Raw genomic sequence first — 20,645 nt, forward strand, 5'->3', positions numbered from 1 at the left:
CCTCATGACCCAGGCCTCGAATCCGCTGCTGTCCCCGTCGACGCTCCCCTACGGGATGCCGGACTACGCGGCCATCCGGCCCGAGCACTACCTGCCGGCATTCGCGGCGGCGTTCGACGAGCACCTCACCGAGGTGCGGGCCATCACCGTGGTGCGCTCGATGCCGACCTTCGAGAACACCATCGAGGCGCTGGAGCGCAGCGGCGAGACGCTGGATCGGGTCGCCCACGCCTTCTACACCGTCAGCTCAGCGGATGCGACGCCCGAGATCCAGCAGATCGATGAGCAGCTCGCCCCGCTGATGGCCGCGCACGACGACGCGATCCGCCTCGACGGCGCGCTGTACGGGCGGGTGGCGCAGCTGCACGCGATGCTCGACAGGCTCGACCTCGCCGACGAGCAGCGTTACCTCGTGCAGCGGCACTTCCGCGAGATGACGCATGCGGGTGCGGCGCTCGACGACGAGTCGAAGGCGCGGCTGACCGCGCTGAACCAGCGCCTGTCGACCCTCAGCACGACGTTCGAGAAGAACCTGCTGAGCGACACGAACGATCTCGCGGTGATCTTCGACGACGCCGCAGAGCTCGACGGCCTCTCCGCGGGTGAGCTCAGCGCCACCGCCCGCGCCGCTGCCGAGCGCGGCTTCGAGGGCAGGTACCTCGTGTCGCTGCCGCTGTTCAGCGGGCATCCGTACCTGGCATCCCTCACCGTGCGCGAGAGCCGCCGCCGCATCATGCAGGCGTCGCTCGCCCGTGCCGCACGCGGGAACGAGAACGACAACCGCGCGGTGCTCACCGAGATCGTCGCGCTCCGCGCCGAGCGGGCCGCGCTGCTGGGATACCCATCGCACGCCGCGTACATCACGGCCGACGAGACGGCGGGCACCCCGGAGGCGGTGGAGCGGATGCTGCGGGAGCTGGCCGTTCCGGCGGCTCGCAACGCGCAGCGCGAGGGCGCGGCGCTGCAGCAGATCATCGACGAGAACGAGGCCGAGCCGTTCACCCTCGCGGCCCACGACTGGGCCTTCTACACCGAGAAGGTGCGTCAGGCCCGTTTCGACATCGACACGGCCGAGCTTCGAGGGTACTTCGAGGCAGAGCGGGTGCTTTGCGACGGAGTCTTCTTCGCCGCGACGAAGCTGTACGGCATCACCTTCACCGAGCGCTCGGATCTGTCGTCGTACCATCCGGATGCGCGGGTCTTCGAGGTGCACGATGAAGACGGTTCGGCGGTCGGGCTCTACGTGCTCGACCTGTACACCCGCGACACCAAGCGCGGCGGTGCGTGGATGAACCCGATCGTCAGCGAGTCGGCTCTGCGCGGCACCCTGCCGGTGGTCGCGAACAACCTCAACGTCTCACGCCCCGCCGACGGGATGCCCACCCTGCTGACCCTCGACGAGGTCACCACGCTGTTCCACGAGTTCGGCCATGCGCTGCACGGGCTGTTCGCTCGCGTCACCTACCCGCACTTCTCGGGGACGAACGTGTTCCGCGACTTCGTCGAGTTCCCCAGTCAGGTCAACGAGATGTGGATCCTGTGGCACGAGGTGCTGAGCAGCTATGCACGTCACCACGAGACCGGCGAGCCGCTCGACGCCGGCATCGTCGAGCGGCTGCGCGCCTCGGAGACGTTCGACCAGGGCCACGCGACCAGCGAGTACCTGGCGGCAGCCTGGCTCGACCAGGCCTGGCACCGGGTCGGTGCCGGCTCAGCAGTGGCTGACGTCGCGGAGTTCGAACGCGCGGCGCTGGCCGATGTGGGGCTGCTCAACCCCGTCGTGCCCACCCGCTACTCGTCGGCGTACTTCGCGCACGTCTTCTCAGGCGGCTACAGCGCCGGGTACTACTCGTACATCTGGAGCGAGGTGCTCGACGCCGACACCGTGGAGTGGTTCCGCGAGAACGGCGGACTCACGCGCGAGAACGGTGACCGCTTCCGCTCGCGCCTGCTCGGCGTGGGCGGCTCGAAGGATCCGCTGGAGGCCTACCGCGACTTCCGCGGTCGGGATGCCGAGATCGCCCCGCTGCTGAAGCGCCGCGGACTCGAGGGCTGAGGGCCCGGCGCCGGCTGCGGCCGCACTTCGGAAAGATGCACGACCCCGGCGATGCCCTGCTCAGTCGGCTGCAGCCGCGTGCAGCCGCGGCATCGCCTTCATCCAGGTGAGCAGGTGGTAGCTCTGCTCGAGTCGATCGCCGAGGGAGTCGACCGGCTCCAGGTGCACGGTGATGATCTCGCTGTCGTCGAGCGACTGCGCGGCGACCCGGCGGCAGCCCCGCGCGAGGAAGTGGTGCGACCGGTTGGTGTGGTTTCCCCAGTTCGCCCAGGTCGAGCCGAGGTCGATCATCTCGCCGGCGACATAGCCCGTCTCTTCCCGCAGTTCGCGCAGCGCGGCATCCCTGGGGCTCTCCCCCTCGTCGACCGCGCCGCCTACCAGTCCGATCGCGACGATGCCGGCACCGTGACGGTACTCCTCGACCACGATCGCCTGACCCGACTCGTCGACGGCGAGAACGGTGATCCAGTCGGCCGGGTTCAGGACGTAGTAGGGCGCGATGGTGCGGCCTCGACCGTCCACGCACATGTCGGCGCGCAGGTCGATCCAGCGATCTTTGACGATCTGCGTGCTGTCGGCGACCCGCCAGGCCTGCGGGTGCTCGTCTGTCACGCCGCTCAGGCGCTCTTGCGCTTGCGCGAAAGGACGACCGTCGGAGGGGCGCCGTCCTCGACCGCGGCCTTCGTGACCACGACCTTCGACACATCCTCCGCCGACGGGATCTCGAACATGATCGGGCCCAGCACGTCTTCGAGGATCGCACGGAGGCCGCGCGCGCCGGTCTTGCGCAGCACGGCGAGGTCGGCGATGGAACGCAGTGCGTCATCCTCGAACTCCAGCTGCACGCCGTCGATGTCGAACATGCGCTGATACTGCTTCACGAGCGCGTTGCGGGGCCCGGTGAGGATGTCGACCAGGGCATCCTGATCGAGCGGCGACACCGAGGTGACGACCGGCAGACGGCCGATGAACTCGGGGATGAGCCCGAACTTGTGCAGGTCCTCGGGCAGCACCTCGCTGAACAGGTCGAGGTCCTTGCCCTTGTCGTGCAGCGGAGCGCCGAAGCCGACGCCGTGCTTGCCGACGCGGGCCGAGATGATCTCCTCCAGCCCGGCGAAGGCGCCGGCGACGATGAACAGCACGTTCGTCGTGTCGATCTGCAGGAACTCCTGGTGCGGGTGCTTGCGCCCGCCCTGCGGCGGAACCGAGGCGACCGTGCCCTCGAGGATCTTCAGCAGCGCCTGCTGCACGCCCTCACCCGAGACGTCGCGGGTGATCGAGGGGTTCTCGGCCTTGCGGGCGATCTTGTCGATCTCGTCGATGTAGATGATGCCCGTCTCGGCGCGCTTGGTGTCGTAGTCGGCCGCCTGCAGCAGCTTGAGCAGGATGTTCTCGACATCCTCGCCGACGTAGCCGGCCTCGGTGAGAGCCGTCGCATCGGCGACCGCGAACGGCACGTTCAGGCGCTTGGCGAGCGTCTGCGCGAGATACGTCTTGCCGCAGCCGGTCGGGCCGAGCATGAGGATGTTGCTCTTCGCGACCTCGACCTCCTCCGCCTTCTGCTCGGCGGACTGGATCGTGCCCCGGGCACGCACGCGCTTGTAGTGGTTGTACACGGCCACGGCGAGCGAGCGCTTCGCCGGCTCCTGGCCCACCACGTACTCCTCGAGGAACGAGAAGATCTCTCGGGGCTTCGGCAGCTCGAAGTCGGCCACCGGGCCGGTGCCGGCCTCGGCCATGCGCTCTTCGATGATCTCGTTGCACAGCTCGACGCACTCGTCGCAGATGTAGACGCCGGGACCGGCGATGAGCTGCTGCACCTGCTTCTGGCTCTTGCCGCAGAAAGAGCATTTGAACAGATCAGCGCTTTCACCGATGCGTGCCATGCGCGTCCTCCTCGGGGGAATGAGAGATCGTCCTTCGAGCGTAACCGCTGGCTCCGACGTCGGGCCGCATTGACGGGCGGATGACACGGGACCCGGCTCCGCCGTCGGCGGAGTCGGGTCCCGTGTCAGATGCTGCCGGTCACACCATCGACTTGGTGTGCCACACCGTCTTCGTCTCTGTGAACGCGGTGATCCGGTCGAGCGTGGCCTCCGGCCCGCCGGGACGCAGCACGCGCTTGAGCGTGTCGGCCGCGGCGATCTCGAGGTCGACCCAGTCCAGAGAGCCGGCGCCGGTGAGGTCGAGCGCGTTGACGTCGGCGTGGGATGCCAGCCACGGGGCGATCTCGGCCGGCGATCCGGTGAGCACGTTGACCACGCCGCCCGGCACATCGCTGGTCGCGAGCACCTCGGCCAGGCTGATGGCCGACAGCGGGTACCGCTCGCTCGCCACGACGACGACCGTGTTGCCGGTGACGAGCGCCGGCGCGATGGCCGAGACGAGGCCGAGCAGCGCGGAGTCCTGCGGCGCGATCGTCGCGACCACGCCGGTCGGCTCGGGCACCGAGATGTTGAAGTACGGCCCCGACACCGGGTTCGCGTTTCCGGCCACCTGTGCGTACTTGTCGCACCAGCCGGCGTACCAGACCCACATGTCGATGGCCGCGTCGACCTGTGCGCCGGCCGCGCCCGCGGACAGGCCCTCCTGGTCGACGATCTCGTCGATGAACTGCGCACGGCGGCCTTCGAGGATCTCCGCGACGCGGTACAGCACCTGGCCGCGGTTGTACGCCGTGGCACCCGACCAGCCCTTCACCGCGGCGCGCGCGGCGACGACTGCGTCTCTGGCGTCCTTCCGCGATGCCTTCGCGGCGTTCGCGAGGAAGGCGCCCTTCGCCGAGACGACCTCGTAGGTGCGCCCGGACTCGCTGCGCGGGAACGCGCCGCCGATCGCCAGCTTGTACGTCTTCGGAACAGTGAGGCGCTTGCTCATGCCGAGGCTCCCTTCAGGTACGCGGTCAGGCCGTGGCGGCCGCCCTCGCGGCCGTAACCGGACTCCTTGTAGCCGCCGAACGGGCTCGACGGGTCGAATCGGTTGAAGGTGTTCGCCCACACCACTCCGGCACGCAGCCGGTCGGCGACGGCCAGGATCCTCGAGCCCTTGTCGCTCCAGATGCCGGCCGACAGTCCGTAGGGGGTGTTGTTGGCCTTGGCGATCGCCTCGGCCGGGGTGCGGAAGGTCAGCACCGACAGCACGGGCCCGAAGACCTCGTCACGGGCGATGCGGTGCGAGGCCTCGACGCCGGTGAAGATCGTCGGGGCGAACCAGAAGCCCTTCTCCGGGATCGCGCAGTCCGCCGTCCAGCGCTCGGCGCCTTCGGCCTCGCCGATGTCGCTGAGCTCGCGGATGCGCGCGAGCTGCGCGGCGGAGTTGATCGCGCCGATGTCGGTGTTCTTGTCGAGCGGATCACCCAGACGCAGCGTCGACAGACGGTGCTTGAGCCGGTCGATGACCTCGTCGTGGATCGACTCCTGCACGAGCAGGCGGCTGCCCGCGCAGCACACGTGCCCCTGGTTGAAGAAGATCCCGTTCACGATGCCCTCGACCGCCTGGTCGATCGGCGCGTCGTCGAACACGATGTTCGCAGCCTTGCCGCCCAGCTCCAGGGTGACCTTCTTGTCGGTGCCTGCGATGGCCTTGGCGATCTCGCGACCGACACCTGTCGAGCCGGTGAAGGCCACCTTGTCGACGTCCGGGTGCCTGACCAGGGTCGCTCCCGTCGCACCCGCGCCGGTGACGATGTTGACCACGCCGGCGGGGAGGCCCGCCTGCTGCAGGATCTCGGCGAAGATCAGCGCGGTGAGGGGGGTCGTCTCGGCAGGCTTGAGCACTACGGTGTTTCCGGCGGCGAGAGCCGGGGCGACCTTCCACGCGAGCATGAGCAGCGGGAAGTTCCACGGGATCACCTGCGCGGCGACGCCCAGTGCACGCGGATTCGCGCCGAGGCCCGCGTAGTCGAGCTTGTCGGCCCAGCCTGCGTAGTAGAAGAACCACGATGCCACCAGCGGCACATCGACGTCGCGGCTCTCCTTGATCGGCTTGCCGTTGTCGAGGCTCTCGGCGACGGCCAGCTCGCGGGCACGCTCCTGCACGAGGCGCGCGATGCGGAAGAGATACTTGCCGCGGTCGCGGCCGCTCATCTTCGACCACACCTTGTCGTGCGCGCGCCGGGCTGCCGTGACCGCCCGGTCGACGTCGTCGTCGGACGCCGTGGAGATCTCGGCGATGCGGCTCTCATCGGCGGGTGAGATGGTGTGGAAGCTGTCGCCGGTGCCGTCGACGAACTCGCCGTCGATGAACAGACCGTAGCTGTCCTTGAGGTTCAGGATCGCCTTCGACTCGGGAGCCGGAGCGTATTCCAGGAATGACATGTGCACTCTTCCTGTCAGTCGATGGTGACGTAGTCGGGTCCGGAGTAGTGTCCGGAGATGAGCTTCTGACGCTGCAGCAGCACGTCGTTGAGCAGGCTCGAGGCGCCGAAGCGGAACAGGTGCGGCTGCAGCCACTCCTCCCCTGCCGTCTCGGCGACCGTGACGAGGTACTTGATGGCGTCCTTCGACGAGCGGATGCCGCCGGCCGGCTTCACGCCGATCCTCTGGCCCGTGGCGCGATGCCAGTCGCGCACGGTCTCGAGCATGAGCAGCGTGGTCGGCAGGGTGGCCGCGGGCTGCACCTTGCCGGTGGAGGTCTTGATGAAGTCGCCGCCGGCGAGGATCGACAGCCACGACGCGCGCTTGATGTTGTCGTACGTGTTCAGCTCGCCGGTCTCCATGATGACCTTGAGCGAGGCGTAGCTGCCGTCCTCACGGCGGCAGGCCTCCTTGACCTGGGCGATCTGGTCGAACACGAACCCGTAGCGTCCCTCGAGGAACGCACCGCGGTCGATGACCATGTCGATCTCGTCGGCGCCCGCGGCGACGGCATCCGCCGTGTCGGCCAGCTTGATCTCGAGCGACGACCGCCCCGAGGGAAAGGCCGTCGCGACGGCGGCGACCGAGATGCGTCCGTCGTCGGGGTCGCCGTGCAGCGCACCGAGCGCGTCGACGGCGTGCCCGACCATGTCGCCGTACACGCAGACGGCGGCGACCAGTGGGGTGCTCGGGTCAGCGGCATCCGGCGTCTTCGCCTTGGCGACCAGCGAGCGCACCTTGCCGGCGGTGTCGGCGCCCTCGAGCGTGGTCAGGTCGATCAGCGAGATGATCTTGTCGAGCGCCCACGCCTTCGAGGTGGTCTTGATCGACCGGGTCCCGAGGCCGGCCGCACGCTGCTCGAGGCCGACGGCGTCGACGCCGGGCAGGCCGTGCAGGAAGCGCCGCAGGGTCTGGTCGTCGGGCTCACCGCCCAGCACATCGACCGCGCTGCGGCGAGCCAGTTCTGTTGTCGTCACTTGTCCTCCAGGAGTTCACGGGCGGTGGATTCGTCGGTCACCACGATGCTGCACAGGCCGGTGCTCACGACTGTACGCGCGATGTCGTGCTTGGCGGCACCGGCTGTGACGAAGATGGATCGGGGTGCGGCTCGCAGTCGCTCGAGCGCGACGCCGACGGTTCGTGCGTCGAGCTGCGGATCGACGATGTTGCCGTCCGCGTCGATGTACCGGCCGAGCAGATCGCCGACGGCGCCGCGTCGGACGAGCTCGGCGATGTCGTCGGGGGTGAGATACCCGTTCTCGACGTGCGCGGATCCCGCATCGGCGGGTCCGGCGGTGAACAGGAACGTGTTGGCGGCCGCAGCCTGCTCGAGTATCGCGGCGACCGTGCGGTCGGATTCGATGGCCTGCTTGGTCTCGACGCGCTCGAGGATCGCGGGGCTCGGCAGCAGCATCGCCTGTCCGTTTCCGCGGTGGGCGATCGTGGCGGCGACGGATGCTGCGCCGCCGGCTCGACGGTTCAGGCTCACTCCCCCGTTGGCCTGCACCACGGTGACGCCGTGCGTCCACCCCTCCGGCAGCGCGTCGGCGATGGCGGTGAGAGTGCGCCCCCAGCTCACGGCGAGGGTGCGCGGCACGGGGCGCAGGGCGGTCAGCATGTCGGCGGCCGCACGTGCGACGCGCTCGAGAACGAGGTCCTGATCGTCCGGTGCGGGCACGACCACGGCATCCCGAAGCCTGAACCGCTCGATCAGCTCTCGCTCCAGACCGAGTCGCCGGGCGCGGGGGTGCACGATCTCGATGCGCACGATGCCGCGTTCCCTGGCCTGCACGAGCAGACGGCCGACCTTCCAGCGGGAGATGCCGAGGAGGGCGCCGATCTCGTCCTGCGTCTTGTTCTCGTCGTACGAGAGCTCGGCGACACGCACCATCAGCAGTTCGTCGTCCACGGCATCCTCCTTCCGCATCCAGCTTATGAGGCGACCGTCAGCCGCGCGCACTGGTGCTCAGATGAGCACGGTGAGGCTGTCCCGCCGCGCATTCGCTGTCGCCGCCACCCGCGAGACTTCTGTTCCAGCACGAGACGGCCCGTGCGGAGCGCTGTCTCGTGCTGGAAGGCAAGTCTCGCGGCGCGGGCCGGGCGCCCGGAGAACTCGTCCCGAAACGTTTTCTGATCTGGGGAAACCGAGCCCGCGAATGTCGGTGGCCTTCGTCAGAATGGAGGTATGAACAGCCCCGCCGATGCTCTTGCTCAGGTCGCCGCCGGCCTGCGCGATCTGCTGTCGAGCGACGCTCTTGCGGGGCTGTCCGACCCGGAGCGTACGGAGGCGCTGGCCGGGCTCGGAGAGATCTCCCGGCTGGCAGACGCGGGCATCGTCGAGACCGTCGCCACCGCTGATGTGGACTTCGGGCATCGGTTCGGATGCCGGGGAATGAACGAGATGCTCCGCCGTGCAGCGCTGGTCGACGTGCCCACCGCGGCGCGGATCATTCGGGCAGCCGAGGCCGTGCAACGCGAGATCAGTCTCGTGTCGGGGGAGCGGATGCCGGCCCGCTGGCCCGCCATGCGCGAGGCGCTGCTCGACGGTGCCGTCGGCGTCGCTGGTCTGCTCGCGTCCGTCGCGCCGCTGGAGCGTGCGCGGGATCGGATCACGGTCGAGCAGCGGATGTGGGCCGACGCGAACCTCGCCGCGTTCGCCCGCGGCGACGACCTCCCCGACGACCACGACGACCACGACGACGTCGACCACGGTGATCGCGGGCACGCGCCCCGGGCGTCGGCGGAAGAGCTGAAGCAGTTCGCGTCGGCTCTCGCGATCGCTCTCGACCCAGACGGCGCCGAACCGTCGGACGAGCGCGCGCAGGCGCGCCGAGGGTTCACGATCGGCCGGGTGCGCGACGGTCTCCACCCCGTGCGGGGACACCTCACCCCCGAGCTGGCCGCGCAGTTCCAGCTCATCGACGACGCCTACAACAACCCCAAGGTCGGCGGTGCTCCCGACACCGGCGTCCGGTCCACCTTCGACGACGAGCCCGGCAGCGATGACGAGTTCAACAGCGATCCGCGCAAGGTCATCGATCCGCGCACCCCCGCCCAGAAGCGACACGACGCCCTCGCCGCCGCCCTCGGGATCGCCGCCCGACACAGCGAGACGCCCTCCCTCGGCGGTGCCGCCCCCACCCTCGTCGTGCACGTCGACGCCGCAGACCTCGCAGCCGGCACCGGCTGGGCAACCCTCCCCGGATCCGAGACCGCCGTTCCGCTACACGTCGCGACCCACACCGCCTGCACCGGAGCCATCCAGCGCGTGCTGTTCGACGAAGGCCGCATCATCGGCATCACCACCACCGACCGCGTGTTCACCGTTCACCAACGACGCGCCATCGTCGCCAGAGACCGGGAATGCCTGATCCCCGGATGCCACGTCCCCGCGACCTGGTGCGAGATCCACCACGTCGTCGAGCACGCCCGGGGCGGCCCGACGCATACCGACAACGGCGTGCCCCTCTGCTGGTGGCACCACCGATCCCTCGGCCAATCCGGGTGGCAGATCCGCATGAACAACGGTCTCCCGCAGATCCGCGGCCCGGCCTGGTGGGATGCCGAGCAGAAGTGGCGCACCCCGAAACTGTCCACCCTGCACACGCGACGACGGCGCACCGCCGTGCTGCAGATCTGAGCCGGCGCCACACCCGGGCCGGACGTGACCCGGCGTTCTGCCCGGCCGCCAGTTCCCTACGACTCCGGACAAGCGTCGACGCCCCCTCCGGTCGCCACCCGTCCGCAGAGCGGAGTCTGCGTGGGAGGGCGACGGCCGGAGGGGGCGTCAGTGAAGCGGCTCAGGCGCGCTTGCGCGAGGTGAGCACCTGATCGACGATGCCGTACTCGAGCGCCTCGCTCGCCGACAGGATCTTGTCGCGGTCGATGTCGCGGTTGACCTGCTCGACCGCCTTGCCGGTGTGGTGAGCCATGGTCTCCTCGAGCCAGGTGCGCATGCGCAGGATCTCGGCTGCCTGGATCTCGATGTCGGATGCCTGGCCGTGGCCGGCCTCGCCCATCGCCGGCTGGTGCATGAGCACGCGGGCGTTGGGCAGGGCAAGTCGCTTGCCCGGGGTTCCCGCGGCGAGCAGAACGGATGCCGCGGAGGCGGCCTGTCCGAGAACGACCGTCTGGATGTGCGGCGCGACGTACTGCATGGTGTCGTAGATCGCCGTCATCGCCGTGAACGATCCGCCCGGCGAGTTGATGTACATGGTGATGTCGCGCTCGGCGTCCTGGCTCTCGAGCACGAGCAGCTGTGCCATGACGTCGTCGGCCGAGGCGTCGTCGACCTGCACGCCGAGGAAGATCACGCGGTCTTCGAACAGCTTGTTGTACGGGTCCTGGCGCTTGAAGCCGTAGGCCGTGCGCTCTTCGAACTGGGGCAGCACGTAGCGGCTGGAGGGCAGGTTTCCGGCAGCGCGGAAGGTGGGTGTGTGCATGTGTGTGTGCCTTCCTTACTGGTCTGCGCCGGTGCCGCCGCCGCCGGTGACGTCGCTGGCGTGCTCGCGGATGTGATCGACGAAGCCGTACTCGAGGGCCTCGTCGGCGGTGAACCAGCGGTCCCGATCGCCGTCCTCGTTGATCTGCTCGACCGTCTTGCCGGTCTGACCCGCCGTGATCTCGGCCAGGCGGCGCTTCATCGACAGGATCAGCTGCGCCTGGGTCTGGATGTCGCTCGCGGTTCCGCCGAAGCCGCCGTGCGGCTGGTGCAGAAGCACGCGGGCGTTGGGGGTGATGTAGCGCTTGCCCTTGGTACCGCTGGTCAGCAGCAGCTGGCCCATCGAGGCCGCCATGCCGATGCCGACCGTGACGATGTCGTTGGGCACGAACTGCATGGTGTCGTAGATCGCCATGCCCGCGGTGATCGACCCACCGGGAGAGTTGATGTAGAGGTAGATGTCCTTCTCCGAGTCCTCGGCGGCGAGAAGGAGGATCTTCGCGCAGATCTCGTTCGCGTTCTCGTCGCGCACCTCAGAGCCCAGCCAGATGATGCGGTCCTTGAGCAGTCTGTCGAAGACGCTCGTCGCCATCAGGGGTTCAGCCATGTCAGCTCCTGTTTCCGTGTGTCGGTGGTTCGAATCTACCGGCGGCGGCGTGCGCCCCCGGCCGTGTTCGCCGTCGGCATATCAGCGTGGCGGGACGGCGCTCATGCCCTCGGCCCCTCGAGCAGCTCGGCGGCGTACCCGGTCACCGAACGCGTGTAGCGGTTCAGATGCGGGGCGAGGGCGGTCAGGGCGATGGATGCCCCGCGCGTCGCGTCACCCGACGAGACCAGCGCGAGGGCGTAGAACGCCGCCGCCTCGTCGGCCAGTGCCTGTCCGCGCGTGCGCTCGTACTCGTCGGCCAGCAGCGCGAGCGACTCGTCGACTCTGCCGAGGTTGCGGATGGTGCTGGCGAGCTGGATGACCGCCTGCGTGCGCCGATCGGGATCCAGGCCGGCGTCGAGCGCGGCCCGATAGAGCGGCTCGGCCGCCTCCTCCTCCCCCGCGCTGTCGCGCGCACCGGCGCGTTCGAACAGTGCGACCGGATGCCCTGCGTCGAGCTCCGCGGCGATCTCGTCGATCCGGGCGATGCGCTCTCGGTCGTCCAGGGCGTCGTCGTCCCACACCGCGTCGACGCGCGACTGCCACTGGTCGGGCAGATGATCCATGTCGTCTCTCCTCATACGCCGAAGGGCGGATGCCGCAGCATCCGCCCTTCGTTCGATCATGCGATGATCACTCGGCCTTCTCGGCCTCGTCCTTCTTCGCAGCTGCCTTCTTGGCCGGAGCCTTCTTCGCGGGCTTCTCTGCGTCACCCTCGGCGTCGGCGTCCTTCTCGGCCGGAGCCTTCTTCTTCGCGGGAGCCTTATTCTTCGCGGGCTTGTCCTCGACAGACTCAGCCTCAGCCTCAGCCTCAGCCTCAGCCGCAGCCGCGTCGTCGTCCTCGGCGTCGCCGATGAACTCCGACAAGTCGACCTTCTTGCCGTTGCTGTCGACGATGTTCACCTTGCCGAGGGTCGCCGCCAGCGCCTTGTTGCGGGCGACCTCGCCGACCAGGGCGGGCAGCTGGCCTGCGCCCTGCAGCGCCTCGACGAACTCCTGCGGAGCCATGCCGTACTGCGCGGCCGACTGGATGAGGTACTGGCTGAGCTCCTCCTGCGAGACCTGCACGTTCGCGTTCTCGGCGATCGTGTCGAGCAGCACCTGCGTGCGGAACTGCTTCTCGCTGGCCTCGGCGACCTCGGCACGGTGCTCGTCGTCCTCGAGGCGGTTCTCGTTCTCGAGGTGCGCGTGCACCTCGTCCTCGATGAGCTGCGCCGGAACGGGGATCTCGACCTGCTCGAGGAGCGTCTCGATGAGCTGGTCGCGAGCGGCGGCACCCTGGGTGAAGACGCCCTGCTGTGCAACGCGCTCGGCGAGGCTGTCGCGCAGCTCGGCGACCGTGTCGAACTCCGACGCCATCTGAGCGAAGTCGTCGTCGGCCTCGGGCAGCTCGCGCTCCTTGACAGCCTTGAGCGTGACCGACACCTCGGCCTGCTCGCCGGCGTGATCGCCGCCCACGAGAGCAGAGCGGAACGTGGTCTCCTCGCCCGCGGTGAGCGAGTCGAGCGCCTCGTCGATGCCCTCGAGCAGCTCGCCGGAGCCGATCTCGTACGACACGCCCTCGGCACGGTCGATCTCGGCGCCGTCGATGGTGGCGACGAGATCGAGCTCGACGAAGTCGCCGGTGGCGGCGGGACGATCGACGGGGATCAGGGTGCCGAAGCGCGCGCGCAGGCTGTCGAGCTCGGCGTCGATCGCGGCCTCGTCGGCCTCGACGGCGTCGACGGTGAGGGTGATCTCGGAGAGCTCGGGAAGCTCGATCTCGGGGCGCACATCGACCTCGATGTCGACGAGCAGGTCACCCGAGAAGTCCTTCTCGTTCGGCCACTGCGTGATGTCGGCGGCCGGACGGCCGACGATGCGCACGTTGTGCTCGGCCGCGGCCTCGCGGAAGAAGCCGTCGAGGGCCTCGTTCACGGCGTGCTCGATGACGGCGCCGCGGCCGACGCGCTGGTCGATGATCGGAGCCGGGACCTTGCCCTTTCGGAAGCCGGGGATCTGCACGTCCTGAGCGATGTGCTCGTAGGCGTGGGCGATGCTGGGCTTGAGGTCCTCAGGGGTGACCGTGATGGTGAGCTTGACCCGGGTCGGGGACAGCTTCTCGACGGTGCTGTTGGCCATGCTGATGTGTCTCCTTGTGGTTTCCGCGTTGACGACGCGGTCGTGAAGTCTTCGACCGTGGTCGGGGCGACAGGATTTGAACCTGCGACCTCCCGCTCCCAAAGCGGGCGCTCTACCAAGCTGAGCTACGCCCCGGCTTGAACCCGCGCACGGGAACGGCCCTGACGAGTCTAACGGACGGAACACGTGGCTCCGTCCGCTATGCTTTACGAGGTGCTCCGCTCAGCGGGCGCCTGAGAGGCGAGACACCGCCGGAATTCCGGGGATGTAGCTTAATGGTAAAGCCTTAGTCTTCCAAACTAATGACGCGGGTTCGATTCCCGTCATCCCCTCTTCTGAAGAAGGCCCCCACCTCACGGTGGGGGCCTTCTTCGCGTGCGTCCGGCACTGTGCTCGCGTGACGTGAAGAACCCCCGGAGTCGGTGACTCCGGGGGTTCTTGACGTCGACTCTCAGTTGCCGCCGCGGCGCTCGCGCAGCTGCGTGAGGGCGTCCTCGAGAAGCTGCTTCGCCTCTTCGTCGGTGCGGCGCTCCTTCACGTACGCCAGGTGCGTCTTGTACGGCTCCGGCTTGGCGAGCATCGGCGGGTTCTGCCGATCGCGCCCTGCGGGCAGGCCGCTCTGCGGGTGGTCGATGGTCTCGGGGATCTCCTCATCGGGAAGACCGGCCGCGAAGTAGCGCACGGTCTCGTTGCCGAGTCCGTCCCAGTACGACACGGGGATGCGGTCGGCGTGGTAGCCGTGGTCCTGCTCTCCCATGGGACCCGAGCCGACACGTGTGCCGCGGATCGCGTTTCCTCCGGTAGCCATCAGATCACCTGGAACTTCGTGATGAGACCGAGCGCGACGATCGAGATGAACCAGATCAGGGCGAGCACGATCGTGAATCGGTTGAGGTTGCGCTCGGCGAGACCGGATGAGCCGACCGCAGCCGACATCCCCCCGCCGAACATGTCGGACAGGCCGCCACCGCGGCCCTTGTGAAGAAGAATGAGGAGCGTCAGCAGCACACTGGTCACGCCAGTGAGCACCTGCAGAACGAACTCGAGAACCTGCACGAGGAAAGCCTTTCGCCGGGGCCGGAATGCCCGTCTAGCGGTCAATTATAGGACGAGGCGCTCGCGCGCCCCGTCCCGACTCACACGCCGACGTGCTTCTGGAAGCGCACGATCGCCGCGAACTCGTCCACGACGAGGCTCGCGCCGCCCACCAGCGCGCCGTCGACGTCGGGCTCGCGCATGAAGCTGGCGATGTTGCCCGACTTGACCGATCCCCCGTAGAGCACGCGAGTGCGAGCAGCCGCGTCCTCGTCGAGCACCGTGGCGAGCACGCCGCGCAGCGCGGCGCAGACATCCTGCGCCTGGGCAGGAGTAGCCGCCTGACCCGAGCCGATCGCCCAGACCGGTTCGTACGCCACGACGATGTCCGCCGACGCGGGAACGCCCTCGAGCGCCTTCTCGAGCTGGCCGGCCGGCACCGCGCTGGCACCGAACTTCTCGAGGTCCTCGGCGGTCTCGCCCACGCAGATCACCGGGACGAGGCCGTGCCTCAGCGCGGCCTTCACCTTGGCGTTCACGAGAGCGTCGTCCTCGCGGTGGTACTCGCGACGCTCGGAGTGGCCGATGATCACGTATCCGACGCTGAGCTTCGACAGGAATGCGCCCGACACCTCTCCGGTGTACGCGCCGGAGTCGTGTGCTGAGAGATCCTGCGCGCCGAGCGCGAACGGGATCTTGTCGGCGTCGATGAGCGTCTGCACGCTGCGGATGTCGGTGAACGGCGGGAACACCGCCACCTCGACGGAGTCGCCCTCGTGCCCGGCGTCCTTCAGCGTCCAGTGCAGCTTCTGCACGGTCGCGACCGCCTGCAGGTGATCGAGGTTCATCTTCCAGTTGCCCGCGATGAGCGGGGTGCGGCGGTTCTGCGCGCTGGTCACAGGGTTCACTCCCATCCGAGGACCGTGAGGCCCGGTAGCTTCTTGCCCTCGAGGAACTCGAGGCTGGCGCCTCCGCCCGTCGAGATGTGTCCGAACTGATCGTCCGAGAATCCGAGCTGACGCACGGCGGCCGCAGAATCCCCGCCGCCGACCACGCCGAGACCGTCGATCTCGGTGAGCGCCTGCGCGACGGCCTCCGTCCCTGCCGCGAAGGCCGGGAACTCGAACACGCCCATCGGGCCGTTCCAGAAGACGGTCTTCGAGCCGCGGACGGCCTCAGCGAACGCCGCCGCCGTGTCAGGCCCGATGTCGAGTCCGATTCCGGATGCTCCGAACGGGCTCTGCTCGATGGCATCCGCAGCGACGGTCTCGTGTTCCGCGTCGGCGGCGAACCCGGAGGCGACCACGACGTCGGTCGGCAGCACGAGCTCGACGCCGCGCTGCTTCGCCTCGGCGATGTAGCCGCGCACGGTGTCGAGCTGATCCTTCTCGAGCAGGCTGGAGGCCACCGGGTGGCCCTCAGCGGCGAGGAAGGTGAAGAGCATCCCGCCGCCGATGAGCAGCCGATCGACGCGCGGCAGCAGGTGGGAGATCACGCCGAGCTTGTCGCTCACCTTCGATCCGCCGAGCACGACCGTGTACGGGCGCTCGGGGTTCTCGGTGAGCCGGTCGAGCACGTCCAGCTCGGCGGCGATCAGCAGTCCCGCGGCCGACGGCAGGCGCTCGGCCAGGTCGTAGACGCTGGCCTGCTTGCGGTGCACGACCCCGAACCCGTCCGAGACGAGGGCGTCGCCGAGTTCGGCGAGCTGGCCCGCGAACGCGCCGCGGGCGGCGTCGTCCTTCGAGGTCTCACCGGGGTTGAACCGCAGGTTCTCGAGGACGGCGATCGCGCCGTCCTCGAGACCTGCCACGATCTCGCGTGCGGAGTCGCCCACGGTGTCCGTCGCGAAGGCGACAGGCCGGTCGAGCAGCTCCGACAGTCGCTGCGCGACCGGCTCGAGGCTGTACTGGGGGTCGGGCGCGCCGTCAGGCCGCCCCAGGTGCGAGCACACGATCACGCGTGCGCCGGCAGCGGTGAGCGCCGTGAGGGTGGGCAGCGAGGCCCGGACGCGACCGTCGTCGGTGATGACGCCGTCCTTCAGCGGGACGTTCAGGTCGCAGCGGACGATGACCCGCTTGCCCGCCAGGGACCCCAGTGACTCGAGAGTGCGCAGCGCCATGACTCAGAGACGCTCGGCGACGTACTCGGTGAGGTCGACGAGACGGTTGGAGTAGCCCCACTCGTTGTCGTACCAGCTCGAGACCTTGACCAGGTTGCCGCTGACGTTGGTCAGCTCCGCGTCGAAGATCGACGAGTGCGGGTTCAGCTGGATGTCGCTCGAGACGATCGGGTCCTCGGTGTACTCCAGGATGCCCTGCAGGCGCCCCTCGGCTGCGGCCTCGCGGTACGCGGCGTTGATCTCGTCGACCGTGAGGCCGTCGCGCTCGGCGATGATCGTGAGGTCGACGATCGAGCCGGTGGGAACCGGCACGCGATACGACGAGCCGCTGAGCTTGCCGTTGAGCTCGGGAAGCACGAGGCCGATCGCCTTGGCTGCACCGGTCGATGCGGGAACGATGTTGACCGCGGCGGCACGGGCACGGCGCAGGTCGCTGTGCGGGCCGTCCTGCAGGTTCTGGTCTGCAGTGTAGGCGTGCGCGGTCATCATGAAGCCGCGCTCGATGCCGAACTTGTCGTTGAAGACCTTGGCCAGCGGCGCGAGGCAGTTGGTGGTGCACGAGGCGTTCGAGATGATGTTCATCGTGGCAGAGTCGTAGGTGTCTTCGTTCACGCCCATCACGAACGTGCCGTCGACATCGGTGCCGGGCGCCGAGATGATGACCTTCTTGGCACCGCCGGCGATGTGCTTCGCGGCGTCGGCGGCCTTGGTGAAGCGACCGGTCGACTCGATGACGATGTCGACGCCGAGCTCGCCCCACGGCAGGGCAGCGGGGTCGCGCTCCTCGAACACCTTGATGTCCTTGCCACCCACGGTGATGACGTCGCCCTTGTGGGTGACCTCGACACCGAGCGGCCCGCCGACCGAGTCGTACTTGAGCAGGTGCGCCAGTGCGGCGTTGTCCGTGAGGTCGTTGACCGCGACGATCTCGATGTCAGCGTTCTGTGCGAGCGCCGCACGAAGGAAGTTACGTCCGATACGACCGAAGCCGTTGATACCGATCTTGACAGACACGAAAGTCTCCTGGTTCTTACTCGGGGAAATGCGTAATTCTTACGGAATGCACGGACAACGGCGTCCTAATGGGCCGAGCGCCCATTAGGACGCCGGTCTTTCACGACAGTACCAGCAGACCGGAGGTCTTCTCGCGTGCGATCTCGAAGCGTGACGCCACGTTCTCCCAGTTCGCGATGTTCCACGCGGCCTTGATGTAGTCGGCCTTCACGTTGAGGTAGTCGAGGTAGAAGGCGTGCTCCCACATGTCGAGCTGGAACAGCGGGATGGTGCCCTGCGCGGTGTTGCCCTGCTGGTCGAACAGCTGCTGGATGATCAGGCGCGCACCGATCGGGTCCCAGCTGAGCACCGCCCAGCCCGAGCCCTGGATGCCGGCCGCGGCTGCGGCGAAGTGCGCCTGGAACTTCTCGAACGAGCCGAAGAACTCGTCGATCGCGGCCTTGAGCTCGCCTTCGGGCTGTCCGCCGCCCTCGGGCGAGAGGTTGGTCCAGAAGATCGAGTGGTTGACGTGACCGCCGAGGTTGAACGCGAGGTCCTTCTCGAGCTTGTTCACGTTTGCGAGGTTGCCGCTCTCGCGGGCCTCGGCCAGGCCGTCGAGTGCCGCGTTGGCACCGGCGACGTATGCGGCGTGGTGCTTGTCATGGTGCAGTTCCATGATCTTGCCGCTGATGTGCGGTTCCAGTGCCGCGAAGTCGTAGGGAAGGTCGGGGAGCGTGTAGGTCGCCATGTCGATTTCATCCAATCCGCGCCGCGCCACGGCGCTTGCCGATCCTCTGCGACGCCGAAGTGCCTCGCAGAGCAGACGTTTTTCATCCTACTGACGACAACGCCGCGGGCGGCCGGATGTTCCGAATGACGGACTCGCCACGACTTCAGCCGTCGAGACCGACGGGCACGGCGGCCTCGGTGCCGGGGATGCCCTCCTGCTGAGCCCGCTTGTCGGCCATCGCGAGCAGTCGTCGGATGCGACCGGCGACGGCGTCCTTGGTGAGCGGCGGGTCGGCGTGGTGGCCCAGCTCGTCGAGGCTCGCGTCGCGATGCGCGAGCCTGAGGCTTCCCGCGGTGCGCAGGTGCTCGGGCACGTCGTCGCCCAGAATCTCCAGCGCGCGCTCCACGCGAGCACATGCGGCCACGGCAGCCTGCGCCGATCGACGCAGGTTGGCGTCGTCGAAGTTGACGAGGCGGTTCACGCCTGCGCGCACCTCGCGGCGCTGGCGCATCTCCTCCCACGCGACGGCCGTGCGGCGAGCGCCCATCGCGGTGAGGATGGCGCGGATCGCCTCACCTTCGCGCACGACCACGCGCGGCAGACCGCGCACCTCGCGGGCCTTCGCCGCGATGCCGAGGCGATGCGCGGCGCCGACGAGCGCCATCGCCGCCTCGCCCGACGGGCACGAGATCTCGAGCATGGCCGATCGTCCGGGTTCGCTGAGGGATCCGGATGCCAGGAAAGCCCCGCGCCAGATGCCGGCGAGCTCTTCGGGGGAGCCGGTGGTGAGGCGGTTGGGCAGGCCGCGCACCGGACGGCGCCGCGCGTCGAGCAGACCGGTCTGGCGCGCCAGGGTCTCCCCCGCTGCGATGACGCGGACCGCCCAGCGGGCGCCGCTCGTGGATCCGCTCGTGCTCGCGACGCTGGCCTTGACCTGCGCGATCTCGGGACGCACGCCGTAGATCTCGGCGAGGTCGCGGCTGACCCGACGGGCCAGCAGCTCGGCATCCACCTCGGCCTCGACAGCGACGCGACCGGCGATGGAGTGCAGACCGCCCGCGAAACGCAGGATGGTCGTCACCTCAGCGACGCGCACCGTCGGGGGTGCGTTGCGCACGCTGACGAGCTCGGCCTTGACGTCGGTGGTTAGTGCCACGGGACTCCTCATGATCCAGGCGTCGGATCGCGACGCAAGGGACTAGCCTACAAGGCCCGGAGGCCGCGCACCGACCCGAGCGGCTGCCTCCCGCCGGGCGGATGCCGCCGGATCGGCAGTCACTCCCGACCGAGGTCGCGGTGGCGCACGTTGACGGCGACGCCGGGCACGTCGGCCAGGCGGCGAGCCAGCTCCTCGCTCATCGCCACCGAGCGGTGCTTGCCGCCGGTGCAGCCGATGGCGACCGTCGAGTGACTCTTGTTCTCGCGCTGATACCCCTCGAGCACCGGGCGCAGCGCCGCGGCGTACGCGTCGAGGAACTGCTCGGAGCCGGGCAGGCCCAGCACGTACTCGCGCACCGGCTCGTCGCGCCCGGTGAAGTCGCGCAGCTCCTCGTTCCAGAACGGGTTCGGCAGGAACCGCATGTCGGCCACGAGGTCGACGTCGGTGGGCAGACCGTACTTGAAGCCGAAGCTGAGGATGGTGAGGCGGTGCCGGGCCGTGCCCTCCTCCGAGAACATCTCGGTGACCTGCATCGCCAGCTGGTGGATGTTCAGCGTCGACGTGTCGATGAGCAGATCGGCCGATTCGCGGATGGTGGCCAGACGAGCGCGCTCGGTGCGGATGCCGTCGAGCAGGGTGCCGTCGCCCTGTAGCGGATGCGGGCGGCGCACGGCCTCGAATCGACGCACGAGCACGTCATCGGACGCGTCGAGGTAGAGCACCTTCACCCCACCGCGGCGGCGCAGCACACGGTACACATCGGGCAGCTCGTCGAACAGCCCGCGACCGCGGACGTCGACGACAGCCGCGATCTTCGGAAGGTTCCCGGCACCCATGTCGGTGAGCTCGAGAAGGGGCCGCAGGATCTGCGGGGGCAGGTTGTCGACCACGTACCAGCCGAGGTCCTCGAGTGCGTTCGCCGCTGTGGTGCGGCCGGCTCCCGACATCCCGGTGACGATGAGGAACTCGCCCTCTTCTGCGGCCGCCATC

At 68.7% G+C, this 20,645-nt stretch carries 19 protein-coding genes, 2 tRNA genes and 1 pseudogene; 3 read left to right on the forward strand and 19 right to left on the reverse strand.

The annotated features are described in order from the left end of the window. Nucleotides 1–4 precede the first annotated feature (4 nt). Nucleotides 5–2,056: a M3 family metallopeptidase gene (locus ACWIDW_RS03670; protein WP_454123028.1), complete on the forward strand. Its 2,052-nt coding sequence runs from the start codon at nt 5–7 to the stop codon at nt 2,054–2,056. 60 nt (nt 2,057–2,116) lie between these two features. Here ACWIDW_RS03670 and ACWIDW_RS03675 read toward each other — a convergent pair whose 3' ends face one another. The 6 genes from ACWIDW_RS03675 to ACWIDW_RS03700 all read right to left on the reverse strand — a co-directional run bounded on the left by ACWIDW_RS03675 (nt 2,117) and on the right by ACWIDW_RS03700 (nt 8,320). After that, the gene (locus ACWIDW_RS03675) at nt 2,117–2,668 is read right to left on the reverse strand and encodes an NUDIX hydrolase (RefSeq protein ID WP_454123029.1); all 552 of its coding nucleotides are present in this window, start codon (nt 2,666–2,668) and stop codon (nt 2,117–2,119) included. A 5-nt stretch (nt 2,669–2,673) separates the two neighbouring features. Beyond that, nucleotides 2,674–3,942 (reverse strand): ATP-dependent Clp protease ATP-binding subunit ClpX, encoded by a 1,269-nt coding sequence (clpX, locus tag ACWIDW_RS03680; RefSeq protein ID WP_452321204.1) that lies wholly within the window; start codon nt 3,940–3,942, stop codon nt 2,674–2,676. A gap of 139 nt (nt 3,943–4,081) precedes the next feature. Then, entirely contained in the window at nt 4,082–4,933 is an 852-nt protein-coding gene (locus ACWIDW_RS03685) for an aldehyde dehydrogenase family protein (protein WP_454123031.1), read from the reverse strand. Beyond that, nucleotides 4,930–6,372, reverse strand: coding sequence for an aldehyde dehydrogenase family protein (locus ACWIDW_RS03690; protein WP_454123033.1), 1,443 nt, complete (start codon nt 6,370–6,372; stop codon nt 4,930–4,932). Before ACWIDW_RS03690 ends, ACWIDW_RS03685 begins: the two co-directional genes overlap by 4 nt. A gap of 14 nt (nt 6,373–6,386) precedes the next feature. Further along, nucleotides 6,387–7,388, reverse strand: coding sequence for a deoxyribose-phosphate aldolase (gene deoC / locus ACWIDW_RS03695; protein WP_454123035.1), 1,002 nt, complete (start codon nt 7,386–7,388; stop codon nt 6,387–6,389). Then, a complete protein-coding gene (locus ACWIDW_RS03700) occupies nt 7,385–8,320 on the reverse strand; it encodes a sugar-binding transcriptional regulator (RefSeq protein WP_454123037.1) in 936 nt (311 codons plus the stop codon). The genes deoC and ACWIDW_RS03700 overlap by 4 nt, the downstream gene beginning before the upstream one ends. Nucleotides 8,321–8,596: 276 nt before the next feature. Here ACWIDW_RS03700 and ACWIDW_RS03705 point away from each other — a divergent pair, with 276 nt between their 5' ends. Further along, nucleotides 8,597–10,051 carry a DUF222 domain-containing protein gene (locus ACWIDW_RS03705; protein WP_454123039.1) on the forward strand — a complete coding sequence of 485 codons (1,455 nt, stop codon included), beginning with the start codon at nt 8,597–8,599 and terminating at the stop codon, nt 10,049–10,051. Between the two features lie 160 nt (nt 10,052–10,211). Here the strand turns inward: ACWIDW_RS03705 and ACWIDW_RS03710 are convergent, their stop codons facing one another. The 5 genes and pseudogenes from ACWIDW_RS03710 to ACWIDW_RS03730 form a co-directional block, all read right to left on the reverse strand. Then, nucleotides 10,212–10,853, reverse strand: coding sequence for an ATP-dependent Clp protease proteolytic subunit (locus tag ACWIDW_RS03710; RefSeq protein WP_452321206.1), 642 nt, complete (start codon nt 10,851–10,853; stop codon nt 10,212–10,214). A 15-nt stretch (nt 10,854–10,868) separates the two neighbouring features. Further along, nucleotides 10,869–11,471 (reverse strand): annotated as a pseudogene (locus tag ACWIDW_RS03715) (ATP-dependent Clp protease proteolytic subunit); the annotation flags it as partial. A gap of 89 nt (nt 11,472–11,560) precedes the next feature. Further along, on the reverse strand, nt 11,561–12,064 hold the full coding sequence (locus tag ACWIDW_RS03720) for a tetratricopeptide repeat protein (RefSeq protein ID WP_454123041.1): 504 nt from the start codon (nt 12,062–12,064) through the stop codon (nt 11,561–11,563). 67 nt (nt 12,065–12,131) lie between these two features. After that, nucleotides 12,132–13,619: a trigger factor gene (gene tig, locus ACWIDW_RS03725; protein ID WP_454123043.1), complete on the reverse strand. Its 1,488-nt coding sequence runs from the start codon at nt 13,617–13,619 to the stop codon at nt 12,132–12,134. A 58-nt stretch (nt 13,620–13,677) separates the two neighbouring features. Beyond that, a tRNA-Pro gene (locus tag ACWIDW_RS03730) sits at nt 13,678–13,754 on the reverse strand. 126 nt (nt 13,755–13,880) lie between these two features. Here ACWIDW_RS03730 and ACWIDW_RS03735 point away from each other — a divergent pair. Beyond that, nucleotides 13,881–13,951: transfer RNA gene (locus ACWIDW_RS03735), tRNA-Gly, on the forward strand. 119 nt (nt 13,952–14,070) lie between these two features. Here the strand turns inward: ACWIDW_RS03735 and ACWIDW_RS03740 are convergent. The 8 genes from ACWIDW_RS03740 to rapZ form a co-directional block, all read right to left on the reverse strand. Next, nucleotides 14,071–14,427 carry an RNA polymerase-binding protein RbpA gene (locus ACWIDW_RS03740; protein ID WP_454123044.1) on the reverse strand — a complete coding sequence of 119 codons (357 nt, stop codon included), beginning with the start codon at nt 14,425–14,427 and terminating at the stop codon, nt 14,071–14,073. Further along, nucleotides 14,427–14,675 (reverse strand): preprotein translocase subunit SecG, encoded by a 249-nt coding sequence (gene secG / locus ACWIDW_RS03745; protein ID WP_071643096.1) that lies wholly within the window; start codon nt 14,673–14,675, stop codon nt 14,427–14,429. Before secG ends, ACWIDW_RS03740 begins: the two co-directional genes overlap by 1 nt. An 80-nt stretch (nt 14,676–14,755) precedes the next feature. Continuing rightward, complete coding sequence (tpiA, locus tag ACWIDW_RS03750; protein WP_454123045.1) at nt 14,756–15,568, reverse strand: triose-phosphate isomerase; 813 nt, start codon at nt 15,566–15,568, stop codon at nt 14,756–14,758. Next, nucleotides 15,559–16,773, reverse strand: coding sequence for a phosphoglycerate kinase (locus ACWIDW_RS03755; RefSeq protein WP_454123047.1), 1,215 nt, complete (start codon nt 16,771–16,773; stop codon nt 15,559–15,561). The genes tpiA and ACWIDW_RS03755 overlap by 10 nt, the downstream gene beginning before the upstream one ends. A gap of 3 nt (nt 16,774–16,776) precedes the next feature. Further along, nucleotides 16,777–17,787, reverse strand: coding sequence for a type I glyceraldehyde-3-phosphate dehydrogenase (gap, locus tag ACWIDW_RS03760; protein ID WP_454123049.1), 1,011 nt, complete (start codon nt 17,785–17,787; stop codon nt 16,777–16,779). A 100-nt stretch (nt 17,788–17,887) separates the two neighbouring features. Beyond that, on the reverse strand, nt 17,888–18,514 hold the full coding sequence (locus ACWIDW_RS03765) for a superoxide dismutase (RefSeq protein ID WP_454123050.1): 627 nt from the start codon (nt 18,512–18,514) through the stop codon (nt 17,888–17,890). 145 nt (nt 18,515–18,659) lie between these two features. Then, nucleotides 18,660–19,652 (reverse strand): DNA-binding protein WhiA, encoded by a 993-nt coding sequence (gene whiA / locus ACWIDW_RS03770; protein ID WP_454123052.1) that lies wholly within the window; start codon nt 19,650–19,652, stop codon nt 18,660–18,662. 119 nt (nt 19,653–19,771) lie between these two features. Further along, a complete protein-coding gene (rapZ, locus tag ACWIDW_RS03775; protein ID WP_452321214.1) occupies nt 19,772–20,644 on the reverse strand; it encodes an RNase adapter RapZ in 873 nt (290 codons plus the stop codon). Nucleotide 20,645 lies beyond the last annotated feature (1 nt).

The organism is Microbacterium sp. NPDC055312 (genome assembly GCF_053645675.1).